Here is a 23,576-nt window from a genome sequence, read left to right as displayed (position 1 = left end):
AGGTGTCCCCGTCGATCACGAGTGATACACCTTCTCGCGCTCCTCCGCCGGATGCGGCACGACGGGAACGCGGCGCAGGCGCAACATGGTGCCCTGCACCCGCATGCTCAGCGAGTTCATCTTCGGCGCCAGCGGCGAGATGACCTGCAGCGCGAGGATCTGCCCGATCCCGGCGGCTCTGCGGTCTCCCCGCATGGTCGTGACGAACGCCGGGTGGTTCTCGCGGTGCAACGAGATGCGCAGGTCGAGGTGCTCGTCCGGATGCGGCGCATTGATCAGGTAGTGCCCGTCGACGTCGTTGAACGGCGACACGTACAGCTTCTTGGTGACCATTGCGGGCCAGTCGCCCGACGGCGGCAGTAGGTAGGCGTGCCGTTCACCGCGGCTGTTCTGTACCTCGACGATCACGTAGCGCACCCCACCGTCCGGGCCGTGGCACCAGTAGAAGCTGAACGGGTTGAACGCCGAGCCGAGGACCCGGGGCTGCAGCAATGCGGTGACGCGGCCGCCGCACAGGTCGATGCCCTTCTCGGCAAGGAACGCATCGACGCGGCCGCGCAGCGTGTCGACGGGCGCGGGCCTCAGATGGTCGGCGGGGTCGAAGGTCGCGAACGGGCGCAGCCACCCCGGCACCTGCGGCATGTCGTCGAGGTCGACCAGCCAGCTGTAGCTCTTGTGCTCGAAATAGTGATGTACCGGAGCACGCCGTAGGTGGGTGATCCGGGTGCGGTAGAGCGCCGTGGTGGTGTGCGCGGCGCCGCCGTGTTGCTTCACAACCGGTATTCGGAGCAGCCCGGGTTGCGGATTGCGCCCAGATGGTGTCTCTCCGTCAGCCCGGGGGCCAGGCCCGGGCGGCCCGCACCAATCCCTGCACCAGGGCGGACGTGGCGGGAGCCAGACCGTCGTCACCCGGCAGGCCGCTGCGCGGGCTGTTGCCGCGGACCCGCGCGGACAGTTCCAGCTGAGTGCCGCCGCTACGGGTGCGGTTGACCGGATTGTCCGGATGAAGGCCGCGCAGTTCGCGGGGTATCGCGTCGAGGTCGGTGATCACGCGGTAGCCGGGAATCGCGATGTGGTCGGCCAGGTGCCGGGCGAGTGCGCGGTGCCGACCGCCGGCGAGTAGTTCGGTGCTGCGCCCCATCCGGCCGTATCCGTGCAGCGACACCGCGACGTCGACGTGGTCGAGGAAATTCGCCAGCCGAGGTGAGTGTGCCGGATCGTAGAGCGCTGACGCGAGATGGTGAGGGTAGTGGTCGGGGTGGTGGACGATGTAGAGGGACGCGTTCGCCGCATCGGCGGCGCGGCGTGCGATCACATCGGTCATCTGCTCGAGTCCACCACCGTGGATGGCCAGGAACCCGAACTCCGACCGCAGCTCACTGTGCTCGCTGACTCCCCGCGTGCTCAGCAGCTCCGAGAGTGATTGTGGTGGAGTCGAATCCGGGTCGTGTTCGCGGCGGGGCCACCGCGTCGGGTCCCATCGCTGCAGGAAGTCGATCCAGCGGGTCGGCAGACCATGGTGTCGGGCGCCCTCGAGGATCCGTTCGAGGTATCCGGGGCGCGGCGGGCCCGGCTCGACGCGATGGTCGATGTAGACCCAGGCGGTGCGCCGGCCGTGGGCGGTGTGCACCGTCAGCGCGTCGCGGCGGTAGCGCAGGGGTACGCCCTCGGCGCTGTCCAGCGTCGCCAGGTCGTGATCGGAGACGCGCCACAGCACGCCGTGCACCACCCCGCCCGGTTGTGGTTCGACGGTGGCGACGCCGCGTTCGTTGATCAGCCAGTCGTGGTCGGCCAGGGTGGCGGGTTGCGGATCGGTGGCATCAGGGCAGCGCTGCGCCATCTGCCGCACCGACAGATTCGAGCCGTACGCGAAGTAGTGGTGTCGCGCCGTCATTCAGCCGGTCAGCGTCAGATAGATGAGCACCACGTTGAGCAGAGTAATCAACCCGGCAACCAACCAGCCCAGAGTCGTGGTCATGCGCCGGTTGACGTCACCGCCCATCAGCGATCTGTCACTGGTCAGCCGGACCAGCGGGATGAGCGCGAACGGGATGCCGAACGACAGCACGACCTGCGACAACACCAGAGCGCGGCTCGGGTCGACGCCTGCCGCGAGCACCGCCAGCGCGGGCAGCAACGTGATCAACCGCCGGGTCAGCAACGGCACCGACCGGCGGAGCAAACCGTCCATGATCATCGCTCCGGCGTAGGCGCCGACGGATGACGACGCGAGCCCCGATGCCAACAATCCGATCGCGAACAGCAGCGCCACGGTGTGGCCGAGACTGCCCTGCACCGCGGCGAACGCGCCTTCGATCGAGTCGGTGTCCGGTACGCCCTGCAGGGTGGTCGCGGCCACCAGCAGCATCGACAGATTCACCGCCCCGGCGACCAGCATCGCCGCGCCGACGTCCCAGCGGGTGGCGCGCAGGAGTGCCTTGCGACGCGGGCCGGGTGCGTGGTGCCCGTGCCGGTCGCGCGCCAACCCCGAATGCAGGTACACCGCGTGCGGCATGACCGTCGCGCCGAGCATGGCGGCGGCCAGCAGGATGCTTTCGGGGCCGTCGAACCGCGGCACCAGACCGGCGAGGGCTTGACCGGCGGGGGGAGGCGCTGCGAACAGACTGGTGAAGAAGCCGACGGCGATGACCGCCAAGAGGCCGGTGATGACGCGCTCGAAGACGGTCTGGCCGCGACGATCCTTGATCAGCAGCAGCACCAGGGAGACCGCGCCGGTGATCACCCCACCGACGAGCAGAGGCAGATCGAACAGGAGGTACAGCGCGATGGCACCGCCGACGACCTCGGCGAGATCGGTTGCCATCGCCACCAGTTCCGCCTGCATCCAGTAGGCCAACCGCGTCGGGGTGCCCATCCGGTCCGACACGGCCTCGGGCAGTGACCGGCCCGTCACCAACCCCAGTTTGGCCGACAGGTACTGGACGAGGCACGCCATGAGGTTGGCCGCGACGATCACCCAGACGAGCAGGAAGCCGAACTGGGCTCCCGCGCTGACGTTGGCCGCGACGTTGCCGGGGTCGACGTAGGCGATGGCCGCGACGAAGGCGGGGCCGAGCAGCAACCACAGGGGACGGGTCGGTGTAGCGACGTCGGGCTTCACCCGCGATCCTTCTCTGTTCGTTGATGCGAAGAGAAAAGTTAGGTTAGCCGTAAACTCGGCGGCGTGGCAATGCGCCACCCGGGATCACAGGGGTCAGGGCAGGTAGCCGAACGCGCCGAAGGGGTAGTAGCCACCGCCCTGCCAGCCACCCCAGTTCCAGGGCGGCGGCGTCGCGGTGATCTGCGTGCTGCCGTTGGTCTCGCAGTAGGTGATCGTCTTGCCGACGTCGCTGCACTTCGGCATGGCGGTCGCGACACCCGTCCCGCCCCAGGCGATTGCGACACCCGCACCCACGAGTGCCATGCAGCGCAGAACTCGACGCGTCACGGTCGGCTCAGAGCACGTAGGGGCCGTAACCCCAGCCGAAACCACCCTCCCAGGGCTCGGCGTACACGCCGGGACGGGAGTCGATCTGCGAATTGCCGGGTGACTCACACACGGTGTTGGCGCCGCCCTGGAAGCCGCCGCCCTCACCTGTCTGTACGCAGGACGGCTGGGCCAGCGCAGCGGGCGCAGCGGCGATCGCGAGGGAGGCTCCGCCGGCGACGAGCACAGCGGCGAAAGTGGTCAGGCGGGCCTTCATGCGGAGTCCTTTCAGCAGGTTCAGGGCTTAGCGTACAGACCTTTGCCAGTCACGGGAGGTAAGTCGAGCGCTGTCACGATTCCCGGCGCGGCATCGATGACCGCGGGGATGGCGTTCACCACGCGGGCGGCCGTCGCGACCAGTCCCGCGTGGTTGTGATCGCCGTTCGGGCTGCTCAGACACAGGTCCACCGTGTAGGACGGCTCGCCGGTGATCTCGATGCGGTAGGAACCGCCGTGCTGCGCAGGCTGCGGCCAGTCCGGGCAGAGATCGTCGCGCAGTCGGGTGACGTGTTCGAGAACCACCGCCACCTCGCCGTCTTTCATGCCGCGAACCTCGAACCGGATTGCTGCCGTGGTCCCTTCGGCGATGTGGCCCGAGGCGATGTCGAAATCTTCCGGGGCGGGCACCCGGGTGTGCGTCTCGGTCACCTCGTCGAGCTCGAGGCCCAGGCCCGCGGCCAATTGCCGTACCACCGATCCCCACGCCAAGCTGAGCACGCCGGGCATCAGCAGCATCGGCGTCTCGTCGAGACTCCCCCCGAACCCCATGACGTCGAACATCACCGTCGCACTGTCGTAGGTGTCGTAGTTGATGATCTCCATGCAGCGGATCTGCTGGATGCTCTGACAGGTACCGGCCAGTGCCATCGGCAGCAGATCGTTCGCGAAACCCGGATCGATGCCGTTCACGAAGACGCTGGCATTGCCCGCCTTGGCGGCCTCCTCGATCGGAGTCACCATCTCGTCGGGCAACACTCCCCACGGGTACTGCAGGAACACCGCACTACTGCCGACGACGTTGATGCCGGCGGCCAGGATGCGTCGGTAGTCCTCGAGCGCCTCGGGTAACCGGTTGTCGGCCATCGCGGTGTAGACCGCGCAGTCGGGGCCCGTGGCGATCACGGCGTCGAGATCGGTGGTGGCCGGCACCCCGGTCGACACCCCGAGTCCGGCCAATTCGCCCGCGTCGGTGCCGGCCTTGGCGTCCGAGGACACCCACACCGCGGTCAGCTCGAACTTCGGGTCCGTGATCAGTTGCGCCAGAGCGTGTTTGCCGACGTTTCCGGTTCCGATGGCAGCGACGCGAATCGTCATGGTGTCCTTCACAGATCGGGGATGGGCAGTTCGAGGTTCGGGTACGTGATGCCACCGTCGACCTCGAGGGTCTTGCCGGTGAGATAGGCGCCTGCCGGGGAGGCGAGATAGACCGCGGCCGCGGCGATGTCGAGCGGATCGCCGAGCCTGCGCATCGGTGTGGCCTTCTCCATCGGTGTGCGCAACTCCTCGTTGCTCGCCACGATGTCGAGCGCTGAGGTGAGGATCGAGCCCGGCGCGATCGCGTTGACGCGAATGCGCGGAGCGAGGTCGAGCGCCGAGAGGCGGGTGTAGTGCGCCAGCGCGGCCTTCGCGGTGCCATAGGCCGCGAAGCCGCGTCCGGCGACCCGCGCCATCGTCGAGGTGATGTTGATGATGCTGCCGCCGCCGGAGTGCTCGAGCATCAGCGGCGCCGCGGCGAGCGTGAGCGCATGGGCGGTGGCGACGTTGAAGGCGAAGGCGTCGCGCAGGTCCTTGGTGGAGGTGTTCAGCAGCGCGTTCGGCATGGTCCCGCCGACGTTGTTGACGACGATGTCTAGTCTGCCGAACGCTTCGACCGCCTGGGCTGCCAGCGCCGCGGTGTCCTCGGCGTGGGCGAGGTCGGCGACCACGATGTGCGCGCGCCGGCCCGTTGCGGCAACCTGCTCGGCGACCTCCTCCAACTGGGACTGCGTTCGCGCGGAGATCAGCACGTCAGCGCCCGCTTCTGCGAAGGCGACGGCCATCGCCGCGCCGAGGCCGCGGCCCGCGCCCGTCACCACGGCCACCTGATCGTCGAGCCGGAATCTGTCCAGGATCACGGCCGTGACGCTAGCAAGCGCGCCGCCGTCCCGTGGGCTATTTCTGGAACACGTTCTACTTCTTCGCGGCGGCCTTCTTCGCAGCCTTCTTGGCCGGAGCTTTCTTCGCGGCCTGTTTGGCCGGGGCCTTCTTGGCGGCCTTCTTCGCGGGCGCCTTCTTGGCGGGCTCGTCTTTCCCGGAGCTCTGCTCCTTGCGCGCCTTGACGCTCGCCTCGAGCTTGGCCAGCAGATCCGAGACGTCCTCGGATTCGTCGAGCTCGGTGGGTTGCTCCTCGGTGGTGAAAGCCTCGCCGCCCTCGAGCTTGGCCTGGATCAGCTCGTGCAGCTGCTCCTGGTAGTCGTCGTGGTAGCGGTCGGGATTGAAGTCGTCGGTCATGGAATCGACCACCTGGCTGGCCATCTTGAGCTCCGCCGGCTTGATCTCGACATCCTTGTCCAGCACCGGGAAGTCGGGATCGCGGATCTCGTCGGGCCACAGCAGGGTGTGGATCATCATCACGTCACGCTTGCTGAAGTCCTTGACCCTCAGTGCGGCCAGTCGTGTCTTGTTGCGCAGCGCGAAGTTCACGATCGCCACACGGTCGGTCTCCGCCAACGTCTTGGCAAGCAGCACATACGATTTGGACGATTTGCCGTCGGGTTCGAGGAAGTAGCTCCGGTCGTACATCAGGGGGTCGAGGTCGCCGGCGGGCACGAACTCGAGCACCTCGATCTCGCGGCTGCGTTCCTCCGGCAGGGTGGCGATGTCGTCGTCGGTGATGATGACCGTCTGGCCGTCCTCGGACTCGTAGGCCTTGGCGATGTCGCGGTACTCGACGACCTCCCCGTCCACCTCGCACACGCGCTTGTATCGAATTCGCCCGTTGTCCTTGGCATGCACCTGATGGAACTTGATGTCGTGGTCCTCGGTGGCGCTGTAGACCTTGACGGGGACATTGACCAGCCCGAAGGCGATCGAACCCTTCCAGATGGACCGCATCACCTCAGGCTAGCCGGGTCGACCCGCATGCGGGCCGGACCTGGCCGCGGCCGCGTCGCGGGTCGCCCGATCGGGGAGGTCGGCGCCCGCGCGAGAGACGGTGAGCGCCGACGACAGCGCGGCCGTCTCCAGTGCCTGGGCCAGCGCTGACTCGGAGAGTCGGCGCAGGTCGGGCCGGCGTTCGGCGCCCAGCAGGTTCATGTCCCAGAGCGCGTCGATGAGTCCTGCCATGAAGGAGTCTCCGGCGCCCACGGTGTCGACGACGTCGACCGCAGGTGCCGCGACGTCGACGCTGCCCCCCGCGACGACCCCGTGCGCGCCCCGCTCGCCCAGCGTCACGACGACGACGGCCGGACCGAGGTCGAGCCACGTGCGCGCGATCTCCTCCGGGGAATGCTCCTTGTCGTACCAGGCCAGGTCTTCGTCGCTGACCTTGACGATGTCGCTGCGCTCGATCAGGCGGTCGATACGGTTGCGGGCGGCGTCAGCGTCGTCGATCAGCGACGGCCGGACGTTGGGGTCGAAGGTCACCGTCGCCGACGGGTGATAGGTGTCGAGCAGCGCAGCCACCGCGCGACATCCCGGTTCCAGCACCGCGGCAATCGAACCGGCGTGCGCCACCAGAGGCGGGGGTACCTCGGGGATTCCGCTCAGCTGCCAGGCGATGTCGAATTCGTAAGTGGCTCCGCCGTGCTCATCCAGTATCGCCCGTGCGGTCGGCGTGCGGTCGGCCGTGCTGCTGCCGGTCACCAGCTCGACGCCGGAGGAGTGCAGGTGCTCGGCGATGCGACGGCCGTGCTCGTCCTCGCCGATGTGGGTGAGGAAGTCGACGCCTCGACCGAGCCGGCCCAGCCCGGCAGCGACGTTCAACGGGCTTCCGCCGACGTGCTCACCGGTGATGTCGCCGTCGCGAATCACGATGTCGATCAGCGCTTCACCGATCACGAGTGCTCGTTGTCTGCTCACTGCGCATCACCGTTCAGGAGCACCTCCAGCGTGGCGCGCGCGCCGACGCGGTGCAGCGACTCGAGCGACTCGCGATAGGCCTCGACGAAGCGAGGCTGACGTGCGAGATCACGGAAGAGAGCTGTGTTCTCGATGAACGCGGTCGGGTTGTCTTTCTGGGCTTCGGCCAGCGGTGCCAGTGTCGCGGCGCGGTTGTCCTCGATGGCGATCGGCTCGCCCTGCTCGTCCACTCCCTCGGCATAACGCGCCCAACTGGCGACCACCGCGGCCGAGATGTTCACGCTGCGATCGGCTTTCAGATTCGCCTCGATGACGGGAACAAGCCACTGCGGAATCCGGTCGGAGGAGTAGGCACAGAGTCGGGCGATGGTGTCGCGCACTCCCGGGTTGGCGAAGCGCTCGATCAGGGTGCGTTGATAGTCGGCGAGGTCGATGCCGGGAACCGGCGGCAGCGTCGGCTCGGCCTCGGCGAAGTAGCGCCGCAGCAACTCGGCGAACAGCGGATCGCCCGCGGCGTCGTGCACCAGCCGGTAGCCCGCCAGATAGGCGAAGTAGCACAGGGTCTGGTGACCGGAGTTGAGCAGGCGCAGTTTCATCAGCTCGTAGGGGGTGACGTCGTCGACCAGGAGGACGTCAGCGTCCTCCCACGGAGGCCGGCCGTCGGAGAACGTGTCCTCGAGCACCCATGCGGTGAACGGCTCGGCGATCACGGGCCATTGATCATCGACACCGAATTCGGTTGCCACCGTGTCGATCACTGCGGGGGTGGTGACAGGTGTGATGCGGTCGACCATGGAGTTGGGAAAACGGGTGTGTTCGGCCATCCAGTCCGAGAGTCCCGGGTGAACGGAGTCGGCGTACTCGGTGAAGGCGTGTCGTGCGACGTCACCGTTGCCCTCGATGTTGTCGCACGAGACGATCGTCGGGGAGGGCACGCCGCGCTCGCGTCTGCGGGCCAGCGCGTCGGTCACGAGGCCGAACACGTTGATCTCCGGCAGGTCGTCGAGTTGGTAACCGCCCTCGGTGATGGTGAGCGAGATGATGCGTGTGCTCGGCGCGGCGAGCAGCTCGATGACGCCCTCCGCGTCGTCGGGCGCGTATCGGTAGTCGACGATCGATCCGATGACCCGTGCCTCTCGGGTCCCGTCGGGGTGCTCCAGCAGCAAGGTGTACAGGCAGTCCTGCGCGGCCATCACGTCGGCCATCCTGCGATCCGCGGGCAGTACGCCCACGCCGCAGATGCCCCACCCGTCGGCCCGGCCGGCGTTCAGGAGGCGGTCGACGTAGGCGGCCTGATGGGCACGGTGGAAGCCGCCGACGCCGAAATGCACGATGCCGACGCCGGTGTGGGCCCGGTCGTAGGTCGGCTTGTCGATCGGGATGCGCGGCTGATTCTCGGCATTGAGTTTCATGACACGGTCACCACAGTCCCGACGCTACTCGCCCCGATCGTGTCGCGGTCCGGCTCGCCGCGGCCGAGACGGGGGACGGGTTTGAAGTCGGCAAGTGTTGTGTACGTCACATCCATGATGCTAGCGTGATGAGCATCTACTCGCACCCGTGAGCAAATGCTCACGCGGGAAAGGCGGCGCGGCATCGTGGCGAACCCGACGTCGAACGGTCGGACGGCTCAGGCCGATCTTCCCGACCTCGCGTCGGTCGGTGCCGATGACCTGCGATTGGCCCTGCGCGCAGCGACGCTCTACTACCTCGACGGGCTCACACAGGCGCAGATCGCCGGCCGACTTGGCGTGTCGCGGCCGACCGCGGGACGACTGATCTCCCGAGCCAAGGCCAAGGGGCTCGTCCGCATCGAGGTGGTGGTGCCGGCCACGCTGCAGGGCAGCCTGCATGCTGACGAGGAACGCGAGCTCGAAGCGACGTTCGGGCTGACGGAGGCGGTCGTCACCGGCCACGGCATCGACGTCGGCGCACCCGGCCGGCCTGCGGCGTTCGCGAGCGTCGGACGCGCCGCCGCGGCTCTGCTCATGAGGCGACTGTCGGCCGACGACGTCGTCGGTTTCACCTGGGGGCCGGAACAGGTCGCGGTCGCGAGCGCGCTGGTGCCGGGTGGGGCCAGCTGCCGCACCGTGGTGCAGCTGGACGGCGCCATGTCGACGGCCGCCTACCAGACCGGCATGGAGTTCATCCTCAGCCGCAGCGCCGATGCGCTCCGCGCCGAGGCCATCCGCTTGCCGGCGCCGCTCTACGCCGATCGGTCCACGGTCGCGTCGATGAGCGCTGACTCGGTGATCTCGCGGACGCTCGAGACGGGCCGCCACGCTGACGCGATGCTGTTCGGCACCGGGGCGGCGTCGACGTCGACCACCCTGTTCGAGGCCAGCTTCCTCGACGTTCGCATGCTCGACGAGCTCGTCGCCCTCGGGGCCGTCGGGGAGATCGGCGGCCGATTCTTCGACGAGTTCGGCACCCCGGTGGTCACCGAGCTCGCGCGGCGCTCGATGTCCGTGCCGCTCGAGGACATCCGCAGATGCCCCAAGACCATCCTGGTCGCCAGCGGGGCGGCCAAACACATTGCCACGCGCGCAGCGTTGCGGGGCGGACTGGCGAAGATGCTGGTCTGCGACATTGATTGTGCCCGATGGCTTTTGAACAAAGGATAGTGGAGGTGGAACTGGTGAGGCGAAGATTATCCAAACTGCTGCGCGCGGTCACCGCATGCGCGGCGGCGACGGGTGTGACGCTGACGGCGGGCTGCTCGGGTGCGGGCAGTCTCGGTGCGTCGGACAACGAGGTGACGATCGCGCTGGTGTCGAACTCCCAGATGACCGACGCGCAGGAACTCTCGCGGGAGTTCCTGGCCGAGAACCCGGGCATCACGCTCAAGTTCGTCACGCTCTCGGAGAACCAGGCGCGCGCCAAGATCACCATGTCGACGGCGATGGGCGGCAGCGAGTTCGACGTGGTGATGATCTCCAATTTCGAGACGCCGGAGTGGGCGAAGGACGGCTGGTTGCGAAACCTGTCCGAATACGCACGCAACACTCCCGGTTACGACGAGCAGGACTTCATCCCGTCGCTGCGCAAGTCACTGTCGAACGAGCAGGGCGACATGTACGCCGTGCCGTTCTACGGTGAGTCGTCCTTCCTGATGTACCGCAAGGACATGTTCGCCAAGGCGGGGATACAGGTTCCGCAGGATCCCAATTACCAGCCCCAGTGGTCCGAGGTGGCCGACTGGGCCAAGACCATCAAAGCCAAGGGTGTCTCGGACGCCGGAATCTGCTTGCGTGGCAAGCCCGGCTGGGGTGAGGTGCTCGCCCCACTCGACACGGTGATCAACACCTTCGGCGGCCGGTGGTTCGACCAGAACTGGAACGCACAGCTGGACAGTCCAGAGGTCGCCGAAGCGGTGAAGTTCTACGTCGACCTCATCAACGACGCCGGGGAGCTCGGTGCCTCGTCGACGGGCTTCCAGGAGTGCGCCAACTTGTTCGGGCAAGGCCAGACCGCGATGTGGTACGACGCCACCTCCGCGGTGTCGGTCCTCGAGGATCCGAAGACGTACCCGGAACTGCAAGGACAGATCGGTTACCTGCCCGCGCCGATCGTCAAGAAGGAGAATTCGGGCTGGCTCTACACCTGGGCGCTGGCGATACCGAAGGCCGCGAAGAACCCCGACGGCGCATGGAAGTTCATCTCGTGGATGACCAGTAAGGACTACATCAAGCTGGTGGGGGAAAAGTTGGGCTGGGCGCGTGTCCCACCCGGCAGTCGCACCTCGACCTACACCGATCTACCGCAGTATCAGGCGATCTCGAAAGCCTACGGCCCGCTCACGCTTCGGTCGATCAAGAACGCGGACCCGGAACAGCCCACCGTTCAACCCGTTCCGTACGAGGGTGTGCAGTTCGTGCGGATCCCGGAATTCCAGGACCTCGGAACTCGGGTGAGTCAGCAGATCAGCGCGGCCATCGCCGGGCAGAAGTCGGTCGACGACGCGCTCGCCCAAGCCCAGCAGTACGCCGAGGTCGTCGGCCGTGATTACCAGGAGCAGCAGGGATGACCACAACCGTTGAGAACTCCTCGGCCACGGATGACGCCGTCGCCGAACGCGTCCGCAAGATCAAGGAGGGCCAGAACGCCGGCGTCAGCCGTGCCGAGGGCTGGCGCCGACGGGGACCATTACTGCCGGCGCTGATCTTCATGATCATCGTCACGCAGATCCCCTTCGTGCTCACGCTGTACTACTCCACGCTGTCATGGAATCTGGTGCGGCCCGGCTCGAGCCGATTCGTCGGCCTGGGCAACTACGTGGCCGTCGTCAAGGACAGTCAGTTCTGGTCGGTGGCCGTCAACACCGTCGTTCTGATCGTGGGCGTCGTCATCATCTCGGCGTTCCTCGGGCTGCTGTTCGCGCTGCTGTTGGATCGGGCCTTCCCTGGCCGCGGCGTCGTGCGGACGCTGCTCATCACACCGTTCCTCATCACCCCTGTCGCGGCGGCATTGATCTGGAAGACCACGATCCTCGACCCGAACAACGGCATCCTCAACTGGTTCCTCGGCCTGGTCGGCATCGGGCCGGTGGACTGGATCGGGCAGTTCCCGCTGACCATGGTCATGGTCGAATTGATATGGCAGTGGACGCCGTTCATGATGCTGCTGATCCTCGCGGGCCTGACGTCGATGCCGCGCGACCAGCTCGAGGCCGGTCGCGTCGACGGAGCGACGGGCTTCCAATTGTTCCGGGAACTGACTCTGCCGCACCTGCGGCGGTTCATCGAACTCGGCGTGGTGCTGGGCGCGATCTACCTGATCAACACCTTCGACGCCATCTACATGATGACGCAGGGCGGACCGGGGGTGGCCAGCTCGAACCTGCCGTTCTACATCTACCAGCGCGCGTTCCTGGGATTCGACATGGGCCAGGCCGCCGCGATGGGCGTGGTGGTGGTGCTCTTCACGATCGTCATCGCGAACTTCGCACTCCGATTGATCTTCAAATCGTTCTCCGGCAAGGAAGAGGCGGCGTAGCCATGAGCACGGCGAATATGGTTGACACTACGGAAAACACCGATTCCGGAGACGCTCCGCGGTTGGCGAGTAAGAAGAAAGGCCGCACGTTCGACGTGTGGGGCCTGGTGGCGTGGGTCGCCGGTCTCGGCTTCTTCTTCCCGGTGCTGTGGATGGTCCTGACAGCGTTCAAGTCCGAGGGGCAGGCGGCGACGAATCCGCCGACCTTCTTCTTCACACCCACGCTCGATCAGTTCAAGGCCGTCTTCGGTCAGGGGATCGGGCCGGCGATGCTGAATTCGGTGTTCGCGACCGGAATCTCGACGATCCTGGTGCTGCTGCTGGGCGTCCCGGCGGCGTTCGCGCTGTCGCTGCGGCCGGTCCGCAAGACGCAGGACGCGCTGTTCTTCTTCATGAGCACCAAGATGCTCCCGGTTGTCGCGGTGATCCTGCCGCTCTACGTGATCGTCTCGAACATCGGTCTACTGGACAACATCTGGGCCCTCATCATCATGTACACGGCGATGAACCTGCCGATCGCGGTGTGGATGATGCGCTCGTTCTTCCTCGAGGTGCCCGGTGAGTTACTCGAGGCAGCCAGCCTCGACGGGGCGAGCCTGTGGCGTTCGGTGCGCGAGGTGATTCTCCCGCTGGTTTCACCCGGCATCGCGGCGACGGCGTTGATCTGCATCATCTTCGCCTGGAACGAGTTCTTCTTCGCGGTGAATCTCACGGCCGTGAACGCGCAGACCATGCCGGTGTACCTGGTCGGCTTCATCGCCGGGCAGGGGCAGTACTGGGCCGTGCTGTCCGCGGCCGCGACCATGGCCGCCCTGCCCGTGATCCTCTGCGGATGGTTCGCGCAGAACAAGCTGGTGCGCGGCCTCTCGTTCGGCGCGATCAAGTAATCCACCCAGACCTCAGACAGAGCAAGGAGTTTCACATGGCATCGATCACCTACGAGAACGCGTCCTGCATCTACGCCGGCTCCGACAAGCTGGCCGTTGACTCACTCGACCTCGAGATCGCCGACGGCGAGTTCGTCGTGCTCGTCGGCCCGTCCGGGTCGGGTAAGAGCACCGCGCTTCGGATGCTGGCGGGCCTCGAGGACATCGACGAGGGCCACATCCGGATCGGCGGGAAAGACATGGTCGGCGTGCCGTCCAAGGATCGCGACATCGCGATGGTGTTCCAGAACTACGCGCTGTACCCCAACAAAACCGTCGCCGAGAACATGGGATTCGCGCTCAAACTGCGTGGCGTTTCGGCCGACGAGCGGCGCCGCAAAGTCGAGGAGGCCGCCAAGATCCTCGACCTCACCGAGTTCCTGGATCGCAAGCCGGCCAAGCTGTCCGGCGGTCAGCGTCAGCGCGTCGCGATGGGCCGCGCGATCGTCCGTGAGCCGCAGGTGTTCTGCATGGACGAGCCGCTGTCGAACCTCGACGCCAAGCTGCGCGTGCAGACACGCACTCAGATCGCGGCACTGCAACGCCGTCTGGGCACCACCACCGTGTACGTCACGCACGACCAAGTCGAGGCGATGACCATGGGTGACCGAGTCGCGGTGCTGCGATTCGGCAAGCTGCAGCAATTCGCATCGCCCAACGAGCTGTACGACCGGCCCGCCAACGCATTCGTCGCCGGCTTCATCGGCTCGCCCGCGATGAATCTGGTGACGCTGCCCGTCGCGTCCGACGGCGTCAAGATCGGTGACTCCGTGCTGCCGCTGGAGCGCGGCGATCTGACGAAGATCTCGGACGCGGGCCTGTCGGAGGTCACCTTCGGCATCCGGCCCGAGCAGCTCGAGCTCTCCGACGACGGTGACGGCGTGGAGGTCGTGGTGGACCTCGTCGAGGACCTCGGCAGCGAAGCGTACGTCTACACCCACGCCGGCTCCGGGGTCGAACTCGTCGCCCGCTGTAACCCGCGCACCGCGCCCAAGCTCGCCGCGACGGCGACGCTGCGCATCCGGGACGACGCAGCGGTGCACCTGTTCCACCCGAAGTCGGGTGAACGGCTGAACTGACGTGCAGTGACGCCGCCGGGTTCCGGCCCCCGGTGCACGGTGCTCGCGGGATACTGGCCGGGTGGAGCGATACGAGCGGGTTCGGTTGACGAACCCGGACAAGGTGCTCTACCCGGCCACCGGCACCACGAAGGCCGAGGTGTTCGAGTACTACGTCGCGATCGCGGAGTTCATGCTCCCGCACATCGCGGGCCGTCCCGTCACTCGGAAACGGTGGCCCAACGGAGTCGACGCGGCGGACTTCTTCGAGAAGCAGCTCGCGTCGTCGGCGCCGGACTGGTTGCATCGGGCCACGATTCATCACAGATCGGGTAGCACCACCTACCCGATCATCGACTCCCGCGAGGGACTGGCGTGGATCGCGCAGCAGGCCGCGTTGGAGGTGCATGTGCCGCAATGGCGGTTCGTTTCCGGCGGGAAGGAGCGGGAGGGCGGAGCCGGCGAGCAGGGGCCGGCGACGCGGGTGGTGTTCGACTTGGACCCCGGCGAAGGTGTCACGATGCCGCAGGTTGCCGAGGTCGCATTCGCGGTCCGCGAGCTCATGACGGGGATCGGGCTCCGCACCTATCCCGTCACCAGCGGCAGCAAGGGTGTGCACCTGTACGTGCCGCTCACCGAGCCGGTCAGCTCGCGTGGGGCATCGGTTCTCGCCAAACGTGTTGCGCAGCAACTCGAGAAGTCGATGTCGGGGCTGGTAACCGCGACGATGACCAAGAGTCTGCGAGCAGGCCGGGTGTTCCTGGATTGGAGCCAGAACAACGGCGCCAAGACCACGATCTCGCCGTATTCGATGCGCGGACGCGCCGAACCGACTGTTGCGGCACCACGAACCTGGGAAGAGCTCGAGGATCCCGACGTGAGGCACCTGCGTTTCGACGAGGTCCTCGAACGCGTCGAACGCGACGGCGATCTGCTCCACGCTCTGGACGCCGATGCTCCCGTCGCCGACGGGCTCAGCACGTATCGGCGGATGCGCGATCCCGGCAAGACCCCTGAACCGGTGCCGGCGGCGTCGCCGGTCCGCGGCGCCAACGACACCTTCGTGATCCAGGAGCACCACGCGCGCAGGCTCCACTACGACTTCCGACTCGAGCGCGACGGTGTTCTGGTGTCGTGGGCCGTACCGAAGAACCTTCCCGAGACACCGTCGGTGAACCACCTCGCCGTGCACACCGAGGATCACCCGCTCGAATACGCGACATTCGAAGGCGAGATCCCAGCCGGCGAGTACGGCGGCGGCAAGGTCATCGTGTGGGACTCCGGCACGTACGAGACAGAGAAGTTCCTCGATCCCGGAGTCGACGGCGAGAAGCCCATCGAGGGCCGCAAAGGCGAGGTGATCGTCACCCTGCACGGGTCGAAGATCACGGGTCGCTACGCGCTGATCCAGACGGACGGCAAGAACTGGTTGGCGCATCGGATGAAGGAGCAGCACACCTTCACACCGGAGGACATGTCGCCGATGCTCGCCACGCACGGGTCCGTGGCTCACCTGACATCGGCGGTATGGGCGTTCGAAGGCAAATGGGACGGCTACCGGCTGCTGGTCGACGCCGACCACGGCACGCTGACGCTGACGTCGCGAAGCGGTCGGGATGTCACCCGTGAGTTCCCCCAATTGCAGTCACTGGCAGCCGATCTCGCCGACCACCACGTGATCCTCGACGGGGAGATCGTGGCCCTGGACACCGACGGTGTGCCGAGTTTCCAAGCGATGCAGCATCGCACCCGCGACACCAACGTCGAGTTCTGGGCGTTCGACATCCTCGCGCTGGACGGGCGCTCACTGCTGCGGGCGAAGTATCGCGACCGGCGCACGCTGCTCGAGACGCTGGCGCGGGGCGGGGCGCCCATCGTCCCGGACCTGCTGGAGGGTGACGGCGCCGAGGCGCTGGCCCACGTCGAGAAGAGTCGCTACGAGGGTGTGGTCGCCAAGAAGTGGGACTCGACATATCAGCCGGGCCGGCGATCGAAATCGTGGATCAAGGACAAGCTCTGGCGCACACAGGAAGTCGTCATCGGCGGCTGGCGTGCGGGGGAGGGGCGCACCAGTGGAATCGGTGCGCTGCTGATCGGCGTGCCCGATCCCGACGATCCGACCAATGGCCTGCACTTCGTCGGACGCGTCGGCACAGGGTTCACGGACAAGGATCTGGCATCGCTCAAGGGGATGCTGGAGCCGTTGCACACCGACGAGTCACCCTTCACCGCTCGACTGACCGGACCCGACGCGAAGGGGGTGACCTTCGTGCGGCCGGAGTTGGTGGGCGAGGTTCGCTACAGCGAGAGGACGTCGGACGGGCGACTGCGACAGCCGAGTTGGCGTGGGTTGCGACCGGACAAAAAGCCTGACGAGGTGGTGTGGGAGTAGTCGGTGGTGCCCATCGTGACCACGGGTGTCACCGATGTCCTGAGGCATCACAGGTTGAGCGCGATCCCGTCATCGGTCAGCAGTCGTTGGGGTGCGCCATGACGGCGAACAGCCTTGTCGAACACGGCGATCGCCGCCTCGGGGGTTTCACTCCAGGTGACATGGGAGGCGACCGCGTAGCGGGAGTGATCATCGATGAGCTGGAAGATGACGCACTGGCGGCCGCGGGTGAGGACGTAGCCGGTGTGGTCTAACTGCCATCGTGCATTCGGCGCGGGATAGACAAATCGCCACCAGGCTGCTGACTTTCATCTTCCGCGATCTGGACATCTGACAGTCCCTCTGGACGTGTCACCATCATTCTCCGGCGACCCTGCCAGAAAGTTTGAGTCAGTCAGCTTGTCGGGTGTCGAATGTATGTTCGAAGTATGTCGGAGGCGCGGGAGGCGGTGGCGGGGCTACGGGCTGCCGTCGATGCCGTGCTCGCCGCCGATCTGGACCTGTCCACCGCCGCGGACGTAGTGGAGCTGCTCGATGAGCTGCAATCCGCGTCCTGCCGGCTGCCCGCCGCCGGGCATCGCGCCCTGGCGCGGCTGCAGGTCGAGACCACCCCGCAGAAGATGGGCGCCAAGAACTGGCGCGACGTGCTGGCGATCCGCTATCGGATCAGTGGCTCCGAAGCGCACCGTCGGCTGACCGAGGCGGCGCTGCTGGCTCCCCGGCAGTCGATCACCGGGACACCGTTCCCGCCGGCGTTGCCGGCGACCGCGGCCGCGCAGGAGCTGGGGCGGATCACGCCGGAGCATGTGGAGATCATCCGGAAAACGGTCGGCAAGCTGCCCGGCTTCGTCGATACGACGACCCGCGAGCAGTTCGAAGCCGATGTGGTGCGCATCGCCACCGGCGCCGGCCCGAAAGAAACGCGCGACGCTGCGGATCTGGAGCTGTTTTTGTTGGATCAGGACGGTCCTGAACCCGACGATGCCGAACGCACCCGGAAACGTTCCCTGAGTAAGGGGCGGCAGGGTCGGGACGGGATGACCGCGTGGCGGGCCGATCTGACCCCGGAGGCGGCGGCGATATGGGAGGCGATCTTCGCCAAATACGCCGCCCCGGGAATGTGCAACCCCGACGACCCCGAACCCTGCACGTCGGGGACACCGACGCAGGCGCAGATCGACAGTGATCACCGCAGCCTGGCTCAACGCCAGCACGACGCGCTGGTCGCGGTCGGACGCATCGCCCTGATGAGCGGGGAGCTGGGTCAACTGAACGGGTTACCGGTGACCGTCATTGTGCGGACCACGCTGCAGGATTTGGAATCGCGCGCCGGGATCGGGACGACGGGTGGCGGCACCCGGCTGCCCATCAAGGACGTGATCCGCATGGGGGCGCACGCCTCGCACTATTTGGCGGTGTTCGACCGGGCCACCGGGTCCGCTCTGGACCTGTTCCGCACGAAGAGAGTGGCGTCGGCAGCGCAGCGGATCATGCTGATCGCCCGCGACGGAGGCTGCACCAAACCCGGCTGCCCCGTCGGGGCCTACGGCTGCCAGGTCCACCACGTCACCCAGGACTGACCAACGTCGACGACCTCGGGTTGGCCTGCCCACCCGACAAACGCGCGGTGAATGAAGGCGGTTGGACCACGTCGATGAACACCCGCCACGAGGTCGAATGGGCTCCGCCGCCGAACCTCGACACCGGCCAAACCCGCATCAACACCCACCACACCCCCGAACGCCTCCTCCGCCCACCCGACGACGAGGAGCCCACACGAGGGGCGGCCGACCCCTCAGAACCCGGCGGACCCGCACCACCGGACAACCAGGTCGCCTGAGTGCCGCTAGATCGCGACGCCTGCCGCGATCGCCTCGGCCATGCCGCGGGTGGCAAGCACATCGGCCAGTTCGTTGTCGTCGATGCCGGAGTGGCCCTTCACCCAGAACCACTCGACATCGTGTCGCGCACAAGCCTTTTGGAGCCGCTGCCACAGGTCGACGTTCTTCACCGGCTGCTTGGCGGCCGTGACCCAGCCGTTGCGTTCCCAGCCGTGCACCCACTTCGTGATGCCGTTGCGTACGTAGGTGCTGTCGGTGTAGAGGTGTACGACCACGGGCCGGGTCAACGCCTCGAGCGCCATGATGGGGGCCATCAGCTCCATGCGGTTGTTGCTCGTGACGCCGGACTCGCCGCCGCACATCTCGCGCACGTGCTGGCGCTGGCGCAACACCGCACCCCAGCCGCCCGGTCCGGGATTCGGTCGGCAGCCGCCGTCGGTGTGGATCACCACGACGTCACCGGAAGTCTCGACCTGCATGCGCAGAGGATAGGCAACGGGCCCGCCGGTCCGCCCGATGACTCGCCGCGTCACCGCGCCGACGTCGTCGCCGCCCGCGCGCGGATGGCCGGGGCGATCCAGTCGTGCAGATACTGTCGCAACCCCTCGCCGTGACGACCCGGCCCGCCGGGGTCGATGATGAACGACTGCAGCGTCCGCAGCATGAACTCCACGAGACCGTCGAGCTGTGCACCGTCGAAACCGGCTGCGCGCCAGTCGATGTCGAAGCGTTCCAGGATCGACCGGCCGAAACCGATCGCGACATCGGATGTCACGCCCGCGGTGAACGCGGATGCCTTCCCGGGTTCGACGACCAAGCGCAGGTACCGGTCGTGCGAGAGTTGCTCGAGGGTGTAGGCGATGCCCTCGACAACAGCTTGTGTGGTGTCGCTGATGTTGCCGAGCTTGGCGGTGAGCTGGTCGAGGAAGGCGTCGATCGAGGACAGGGCCGTGGCGGCGAGCAGTGCCTCCTGGGTGGGGAAGTAGCGATACACGGTCTGCCGGGTGACGCCCAGCGTCTGCGCCACGGACGAGACCGTCGCGGGTCGGCCGCCGTCGATCGCCTCGCGGGCGGCGTCGAGGATCCGGCGCGCCGCCTCGTCGTCGTCGCGGGGGATGTCTCCCGACCACCCGTGCCTACGCATGCAGCGATCGTCGCACGTCGCGGGATCGACCATTGACAATACACTTGATGGTAGATGTATGGTCAGGCCCATGGCTGCTTCCACCCCCTGCGATGACGAGGCGTTGACCGAACGGGCGCTCGCGCACGCGGTCGCCGGTACCACCGACATGGCCGATCGCGAATTACGGGTGCCGCTGCACTATTACCGCGACCCGAAGACCACCGACGTCGAAGAGTCGCAGATCCTGCGCCGGGTGCCGCTGGCCATCGTGCCGTCAGCGCAACTGCCGAACAGCAACGACTACGTGGTCCGTTCGGTACTCGGCGATTCGCTCCTGGTCACCCGGGACAGGCAGGGGACCAGCCGCGTGCTGCTGAACTACTGTCGGCACCGCGGTGCCATGCCGGCCTGCGGTTCCGGCAACGCATCACGGTTCGTCTGCCCCTATCACGCCTGGACCTACAAGAACACCGGTGAATTGTTCATGGTGCCCGGGCGCGCCGGCTTCGACTCGATGAACCTGAAGGACTACGGCCTCGTCGAGCTGCCCTCCGAGGAACGGTATGGCTTCATCTGGGCCGTCCTGTCCGCCGACGCGACGATGGACCTGGATGCTCATCTCGGAACCGTGGCAACGGATCTCGAGCGGTGGAGCTACCAGTCCTATGGTTACCACGCAGATCGCGAGTTCACCTCAGGTGTCTCGTGAAGGGTGCGCTGGAGGCCTTCGCCGAGGGTTATCACTTCCCATTCGTGCACGGGCAGAGCGTGATCGGACAGAACACGCTGGCCAACACCGCGATCTACGACGAGTTCGGCCGGCACCATCGCATCGGATTCCCGTTCACCTGGATCACCAACCTCGACCCCGACGCCTCCGCACCGCGAGACCCGTCGACGAACATGGGCGTCATCTACTGGATCTACCCGAACCTCATCCTCGCCAACAGCCCGGTCGGAGTGGAGATCATCGACATCCTGCCCGCCGGCGAGCCCACCCGCTGCACTGTTCGGCACAGCTGGATGGCACGTGTCCCCGCCCAGAACGACGACATGCGCGCCACGTACGACGCCGTCTACGACAGTGTGCACGCCGCGGTGCGCGACGAGGATTTCGCAATGCTCCCGCAATGCGGCGAAGGGGTGCGCCGCGGTCAGCACGACCACATGATCATTGGCCGCAACGAGATCGCCGTTCAGCACATGATCAAGGTGTTCGCCGACGAGTTGGGTATCGCGCTGTCCTGATCACGTACGGGGCGGGCGCGCCGAGATGAGCGCCGTGCGCACGGACAGGCCTAGTTCGTGATGGCGCAGCGTGGTGATCCTCCGACCGGGCTGCACCGCAGCCTTGACCGTCGAGGTGCGATCGCCGAAGAACCGGGCCGCCTCGTCGATGTCGGTGACCTCGAAGGTGATGCCCCACAGCGTCGACGGGCCCGGGTTCGATGTTGTCGGTGAGCCGACCACTTCGACGATCGTCGCGCCGAAGCGGTAGAAGATCTGTCGGACCGCCCGCTCGCCCACCCAGGCGTCGCGTTCCCGCCGCGGAAGGGCACCGAGGTCACTGAGCGCGCTGACAGTGCGGTCGAGATCGGGTGACATCAGCACGACGTGGTCGATCGCCGTGACACCGTTGCGGTGGACGGTGGACACAGGCACCGGCACGGCGGTATGCGATCTCGTTGTCGGGATGCCGTCCACGTCGTGGCCTGCATGACGTGGTAGCTCGCCGAGCGACCACCCGACGATGCCGGAGCCGCTGTCCCGTCCGACCAGGTCGATGCCGACCCCGCCGATGTGACACGTCTCGCCGGAGTCGACCGTGAAGCCGGCGTCGGTCCACGCCGACGGGGGATCGGCGACCACGAGAGTGTCGATGCGCATGACCGCCGAGTGTGTCAGATCAGCGCGCGAAGTCGGCGGGACGGAACCTGCCGTCGCGCAGCTTGTCCTCGATGTCCTCCAGGCTCCGACCCGTCAGGTCGGGCATGCGGAAGTACACGAACAACCACGCCGCCACGTTGAACAACCCGTAGAGCCACATCGCCGGGCCCACGCCGATCCCGCTGATCAGCGTCAGCAGCGTCAGCGTGATGAGCAGGTTGGTTCCCCACAGGGCCGCGGACTGCACCGCGGTTCCGGCGGGCCGCACCGCGAGGGGATAGGTTTCCGAACCCGTCAACCACCCCATCAGCTGCAACCCGCCGGCGTTGAACAGCATGAACACGACCAGGCACGCGATGATGAACGGCACCGATTCCCGGCCGCTGTTGCCGGTGACGAACAGTGCGCCGAGCACGAACAGGCTCAGGGCGGCACCCGGGATCATGATCAGCGTGAGTCTGCGCCTGCCCACCCTGTCGATGATCGACAGCCCGACCAGCTGCGCCACCAGATAGCTGACCCCGAGCGCGACGGACACCTGGAGCGCCACCGAATCCGAGAAACCGTTGTCGGTCAGGATGGTCGGCGAGTAGTAGATGATCATCTCGATGCCGCTGAGCTGCGTGAAAATCGCTATGCCGCAACCGAGAACGAGCGCCGGACGGACCCACGCCGCACGCAGGCCCGGCCACCCCTTGGTCTTCGCGGTCTGCTCCTTGCGGGTCAGCTCGGCCATCTCCGCGAGCTCTCCGTCGACGTCGTAGCCCGACGGCCGCACTCCTTCGAGCACGTCTCGGGCGTCGTCGCCCCGATCGTTTTTCACCAGCCAGCGAGGGCTCTCGGGCAGCCGCATCAACAGCACGAGCATGACCGCGGCCGGGACGGCGGCGGCACCGATCGACCATCGCCAGGGAATGTGTTCGGTGGCACCGACGATCGTCGCGATGACGATGCCGACCCCGATCGCGATCTGGAAGCACAGCACCAGCCGGCCGCGATACTTCGGCGGCGCCAGTTCGGCCACGTACATCGGCGCCGTCTGCGTTGCACCACCGACCGCGAAGCCGAGGACCAATCGACCCAGGGAGAGGATCAGCGGATTCGGCGCGATGGCACACCACAGCGCGCCGAGGACGAACACCACCGCGAGCATCACCAGCGTGCCCTTGCGGCCCCGCTTCTCCGACAGGTAGCTACAGGTCAGAGCGCCGATCACGGCGCCGAGCAGGATGCTCGCCGCGATCACCTGCTTCCACGACTCCTCGATCCCGAAATCCTCCGTGATCTGCAGCAGCGCCCCGGAGATGATGCCGGTGTCGTAGCCGTACAACATGCCCGACACAGCGGACACCAGGGCCACGATGATCGCCGCGCCGGTCAACTGGCCCGGTGCGGTGGCCCGGTCGTGATCCGACGCAGCGGTGTGATGCGAACTCATCGGAGGCCTCCTTGGCCGCGACAGTGTGCGGCAGCAGCGAACGCTGCTGCCGCACAACAGGTGTGGGACTAGTCGTCGTCCTTGTCGGACTTCTTGTCGTCGCCGTCCTTCTCGGATTTGTCGTCCGCGTCGTCGGAATCCTTGTCGTCGGAGTCCTTGTCGGAGTCCTTGTTGTCGGAATCTTTGTTGTCGGAGTCCGACGACGAGGAGACCAGTTCGAGGACTGCCCAGTGACTCGGCGACAACAGCACCGACCACTTGTCTTTCTCGCGGCCCAGCTTCAGCACACCGTCGTCGAGTTCCCAGACGGTGTCGTCGTCGTGCGTGGATTCCTGCCCATCCGAATACGTGAGTTTGAACGCCATGC

21 protein-coding genes and 3 pseudogenes are annotated in these 23,576 nt (G+C 66.7%); 8 read left to right on the top strand and 16 right to left on the bottom strand.

Annotated elements, in window-relative coordinates; translation table 11 throughout:
- Nucleotides 1-15: 15 nt before the first annotated feature.
- From ACXYX3_RS21165 to ACXYX3_RS21120, 10 genes are all read right to left on the bottom strand, one after another.
- Nucleotides 16-774, bottom strand: a complete 759-nt coding sequence (locus tag ACXYX3_RS21165; RefSeq protein ID WP_458608887.1) for a DUF1365 domain-containing protein — start codon at nt 772-774, stop codon at nt 16-18.
- Between the two features lie 55 nt (nt 775-829).
- Complete coding sequence (locus ACXYX3_RS21160; protein WP_458608886.1) at nt 830-1,894, bottom strand: poly-gamma-glutamate hydrolase family protein; 1,065 nt, start codon at nt 1,892-1,894, stop codon at nt 830-832.
- Nucleotides 1,895-3,121 (bottom strand): Nramp family divalent metal transporter, encoded by a 1,227-nt coding sequence (locus tag ACXYX3_RS21155; RefSeq protein WP_458608885.1) that lies wholly within the window; start codon nt 3,119-3,121, stop codon nt 1,895-1,897. It abuts the gene before it with no gap.
- 93 nt (nt 3,122-3,214) lie between these two features.
- Nucleotides 3,215-3,424: a hypothetical protein gene (locus tag ACXYX3_RS21150; protein ID WP_458608884.1), complete on the bottom strand. Its 210-nt coding sequence runs from the start codon at nt 3,422-3,424 to the stop codon at nt 3,215-3,217.
- 31 nt (nt 3,425-3,455) lie between these two features.
- Nucleotides 3,456-3,704 carry a hypothetical protein gene (locus tag ACXYX3_RS21145; RefSeq protein ID WP_046364374.1) on the bottom strand — a complete coding sequence of 83 codons (249 nt, stop codon included), beginning with the start codon at nt 3,702-3,704 and terminating at the stop codon, nt 3,456-3,458.
- 20 nt (nt 3,705-3,724) lie between these two features.
- Nucleotides 3,725-4,801, bottom strand: a complete 1,077-nt coding sequence (locus tag ACXYX3_RS21140; RefSeq protein WP_458608883.1) for an NAD(P)H-dependent amine dehydrogenase family protein — start codon at nt 4,799-4,801, stop codon at nt 3,725-3,727.
- A gap of 8 nt (nt 4,802-4,809) precedes the next feature.
- Nucleotides 4,810-5,601, bottom strand: coding sequence for an SDR family oxidoreductase (locus ACXYX3_RS21135; RefSeq protein ID WP_458608882.1), 792 nt, complete (start codon nt 5,599-5,601; stop codon nt 4,810-4,812).
- A gap of 55 nt (nt 5,602-5,656) precedes the next feature.
- Nucleotides 5,657-6,580 carry a non-homologous end joining protein Ku gene (gene ku / locus ACXYX3_RS21130; RefSeq protein ID WP_241203289.1) on the bottom strand — a complete coding sequence of 308 codons (924 nt, stop codon included), beginning with the start codon at nt 6,578-6,580 and terminating at the stop codon, nt 5,657-5,659.
- A 9-nt stretch (nt 6,581-6,589) separates the two neighbouring features.
- Entirely contained in the window at nt 6,590-7,546 is a 957-nt protein-coding gene (locus ACXYX3_RS21125) for a carbohydrate kinase family protein (protein WP_458608881.1), read from the bottom strand.
- A complete protein-coding gene (locus tag ACXYX3_RS21120) occupies nt 7,543-8,958 on the bottom strand; it encodes a mannitol dehydrogenase family protein (protein ID WP_458608880.1) in 1,416 nt (471 codons plus the stop codon). Before ACXYX3_RS21120 ends, ACXYX3_RS21125 begins: the two co-directional genes overlap by 4 nt.
- Before the next feature lie 186 nt (nt 8,959-9,144).
- Here ACXYX3_RS21120 and ACXYX3_RS21115 point away from each other — a divergent pair, with 186 nt between their 5' ends.
- From ACXYX3_RS21115 to ACXYX3_RS21090, 6 genes are all read left to right on the top strand, one after another.
- Nucleotides 9,145-10,170: a sugar-binding transcriptional regulator gene (locus ACXYX3_RS21115; RefSeq protein WP_458608879.1), complete on the top strand. Its 1,026-nt coding sequence runs from the start codon at nt 9,145-9,147 to the stop codon at nt 10,168-10,170.
- Between the two features lie 35 nt (nt 10,171-10,205).
- On the top strand, nt 10,206-11,573 hold the full coding sequence (locus tag ACXYX3_RS21110; RefSeq protein ID WP_458612168.1) for an ABC transporter substrate-binding protein: 1,368 nt from the start codon (nt 10,206-10,208) through the stop codon (nt 11,571-11,573).
- A complete protein-coding gene (locus ACXYX3_RS21105) occupies nt 11,570-12,541 on the top strand; it encodes a carbohydrate ABC transporter permease (RefSeq protein WP_458608878.1) in 972 nt (323 codons plus the stop codon). The genes ACXYX3_RS21110 and ACXYX3_RS21105 overlap by 4 nt, the downstream gene beginning before the upstream one ends.
- Nucleotides 12,542-12,543: 2 nt before the next feature.
- Nucleotides 12,544-13,428 (top strand): carbohydrate ABC transporter permease, encoded by an 885-nt coding sequence (locus tag ACXYX3_RS21100; protein ID WP_374238307.1) that lies wholly within the window; start codon nt 12,544-12,546, stop codon nt 13,426-13,428.
- Nucleotides 13,429-13,463: 35 nt separating this feature from the next.
- Nucleotides 13,464-14,546 (top strand): ABC transporter ATP-binding protein, encoded by a 1,083-nt coding sequence (locus ACXYX3_RS21095; RefSeq protein WP_458608877.1) that lies wholly within the window; start codon nt 13,464-13,466, stop codon nt 14,544-14,546.
- Between the two features lie 61 nt (nt 14,547-14,607).
- On the top strand, nt 14,608-16,917 hold the full coding sequence (locus ACXYX3_RS21090) for an ATP-dependent DNA ligase (protein ID WP_458608876.1): 2,310 nt from the start codon (nt 14,608-14,610) through the stop codon (nt 16,915-16,917).
- Nucleotides 16,918-16,970: 53 nt separating this feature from the next.
- Here ACXYX3_RS21090 and ACXYX3_RS21085 read toward each other — a convergent pair.
- Nucleotides 16,971-17,204 (bottom strand): annotated as a pseudogene (locus ACXYX3_RS21085) (DDE-type integrase/transposase/recombinase); the annotation flags it as partial.
- Between the two features lie 126 nt (nt 17,205-17,330).
- On the opposite strand from ACXYX3_RS21085, the pseudogene ACXYX3_RS21080 reads away from it, so the two are divergent.
- Nucleotides 17,331-18,757 (top strand): annotated as a pseudogene (locus tag ACXYX3_RS21080) (HNH endonuclease signature motif containing protein).
- A gap of 6 nt (nt 18,758-18,763) precedes the next feature.
- Here ACXYX3_RS21080 and rnhA read toward each other — a convergent pair.
- On the bottom strand, nt 18,764-19,237 hold the full coding sequence (gene rnhA, locus ACXYX3_RS21075) for a ribonuclease HI (RefSeq protein WP_458608875.1): 474 nt from the start codon (nt 19,235-19,237) through the stop codon (nt 18,764-18,766).
- 50 nt (nt 19,238-19,287) lie between these two features.
- Entirely contained in the window at nt 19,288-19,902 is a 615-nt protein-coding gene (locus tag ACXYX3_RS21070) for a TetR/AcrR family transcriptional regulator (protein ID WP_458608874.1), read from the bottom strand.
- Nucleotides 19,903-19,972: 70 nt separating this feature from the next.
- Here ACXYX3_RS21070 and ACXYX3_RS21065 point away from each other — a divergent pair.
- Nucleotides 19,973-21,132, top strand: a pseudogene (locus ACXYX3_RS21065) (aromatic ring-hydroxylating oxygenase subunit alpha).
- Here the strand turns inward: ACXYX3_RS21065 and ACXYX3_RS21060 are convergent.
- From ACXYX3_RS21060 to ACXYX3_RS21050, 3 genes are all read right to left on the bottom strand, one after another.
- A complete protein-coding gene (locus ACXYX3_RS21060) occupies nt 21,133-21,771 on the bottom strand; it encodes a VOC family protein (RefSeq protein ID WP_241203277.1) in 639 nt (212 codons plus the stop codon).
- 19 nt (nt 21,772-21,790) lie between these two features.
- Entirely contained in the window at nt 21,791-23,209 is a 1,419-nt protein-coding gene (locus ACXYX3_RS21055) for a sugar porter family MFS transporter (RefSeq protein WP_458608873.1), read from the bottom strand.
- Nucleotides 23,210-23,277: 68 nt separating this feature from the next.
- The gene (locus tag ACXYX3_RS21050) at nt 23,278-23,574 is read right to left on the bottom strand and encodes a hypothetical protein (RefSeq protein WP_241203275.1); all 297 of its coding nucleotides are present in this window, start codon (nt 23,572-23,574) and stop codon (nt 23,278-23,280) included.
- Nucleotides 23,575-23,576: the final 2 nt, after the last annotated feature.

It is taken from the genome of Mycobacterium sp. Panama NTM2, assembly GCF_054355555.1.
This window is presented reverse-complemented; position numbering and strand designations above follow the sequence as displayed.

Coding starts and splice junctions, on each gene's coding strand:
- ACXYX3_RS21105 (WP_458608878.1), top strand. CDS start 11,570: ATGACCACAACCGTTGAGAACTCCTCGGCCACGGATGACGCCGTCGCC.
- ACXYX3_RS21070 (WP_458608874.1), bottom strand. CDS start 19,902: ATGCGTAGGCACGGGTGGTCGGGAGACATCCCCCGCGACGACGACGAG.
- ACXYX3_RS21150 (WP_458608884.1), bottom strand. CDS start 3,424: ATGGCACTCGTGGGTGCGGGTGTCGCAATCGCCTGGGGCGGGACGGGT.
- ACXYX3_RS21120 (WP_458608880.1), bottom strand. CDS start 8,958: ATGAAACTCAATGCCGAGAATCAGCCGCGCATCCCGATCGACAAGCCG.
- ACXYX3_RS21060 (WP_241203277.1), bottom strand. CDS start 21,771: ATGCGCATCGACACTCTCGTGGTCGCCGATCCCCCGTCGGCGTGGACC.
- ACXYX3_RS21140 (WP_458608883.1), bottom strand. CDS start 4,801: ATGACGATTCGCGTCGCTGCCATCGGAACCGGAAACGTCGGCAAACAC.
- ACXYX3_RS21100 (WP_374238307.1), top strand. CDS start 12,544: ATGAGCACGGCGAATATGGTTGACACTACGGAAAACACCGATTCCGGA.
- ku (WP_241203289.1), bottom strand. CDS start 6,580: ATGCGGTCCATCTGGAAGGGTTCGATCGCCTTCGGGCTGGTCAATGTC.
- ACXYX3_RS21160 (WP_458608886.1), bottom strand. CDS start 1,894: ATGACGGCGCGACACCACTACTTCGCGTACGGCTCGAATCTGTCGGTG.
- ACXYX3_RS21055 (WP_458608873.1), bottom strand. CDS start 23,209: ATGAGTTCGCATCACACCGCTGCGTCGGATCACGACCGGGCCACCGCA.
- rnhA (WP_458608875.1), bottom strand. CDS start 19,237: ATGCAGGTCGAGACTTCCGGTGACGTCGTGGTGATCCACACCGACGGC.
- ACXYX3_RS21095 (WP_458608877.1), top strand. CDS start 13,464: ATGGCATCGATCACCTACGAGAACGCGTCCTGCATCTACGCCGGCTCC.
- ACXYX3_RS21145 (WP_046364374.1), bottom strand. CDS start 3,704: ATGAAGGCCCGCCTGACCACTTTCGCCGCTGTGCTCGTCGCCGGCGGA.
- ACXYX3_RS21050 (WP_241203275.1), bottom strand. CDS start 23,574: ATGGCGTTCAAACTCACGTATTCGGATGGGCAGGAATCCACGCACGAC.